The 580-nt window shown below is 65.3% G+C and carries 1 pseudogene; it reads left to right on the forward strand.

The features are described from left to right. Nucleotides 1–580: pseudogene (locus AAH991_RS40205) on the forward strand (DNA-directed RNA polymerase subunit beta); the annotation flags it as partial.

Raw genomic sequence — 580 nt, forward strand, 5'->3', positions numbered from 1 at the left:
GCGACCAGATTCTGGAGCGTTTCGGCCAGTACGAGTCGATGCGGGCGACCCTGGAGAAGGACCACACCTCCGGCCAGGACGACGCGCTGCTGGACATCTACCGCAAGCTGCGTCCGGGTGAGCCGCCGACCAAGGAGTCGGCGCAGGCGTTGCTGGAGAACCTGTACTTCAACCCGAAGCGTTACGACCTGGCCAAGGTCGGCCGCTACAAGATCAACAAGAAGCTGGGCGTCCAGGCCGACATCACCCAGGGCACGCTGACCGACGAGGACATCGTGTCCACCATCGAGTACATCGTCCGGCTGCACGCCGGCGAGGAGACGATGGGCCCGGACAACTCGGTGGTCGTCGAGACCGACGACATCGACCACTTCGGCAACCGCCGTCTGCGCAGCGTCGGCGAGCTGATCCAGAACCAGGTCCGGCTGGGCCTGGCCCGCATGGAGCGGGTCGTGCGCGAGCGCATGACCACGCAGGACGTCGAGGCGATCACGCCGCAGACCCTGATCAACATCCGCCCGGTCGTGGCGTCGATCAAGGAGTTCTTCGGCACCTCGCAGCTGTCGCAGTTCATGGACCA

Origin of the sequence: Microbispora sp. ZYX-F-249, assembly GCF_039649665.1 — a bacterium.
Taxonomy (GTDB): Bacteria; Actinomycetota; Actinomycetes; order Streptosporangiales; family Streptosporangiaceae; genus Microbispora; species Microbispora maris.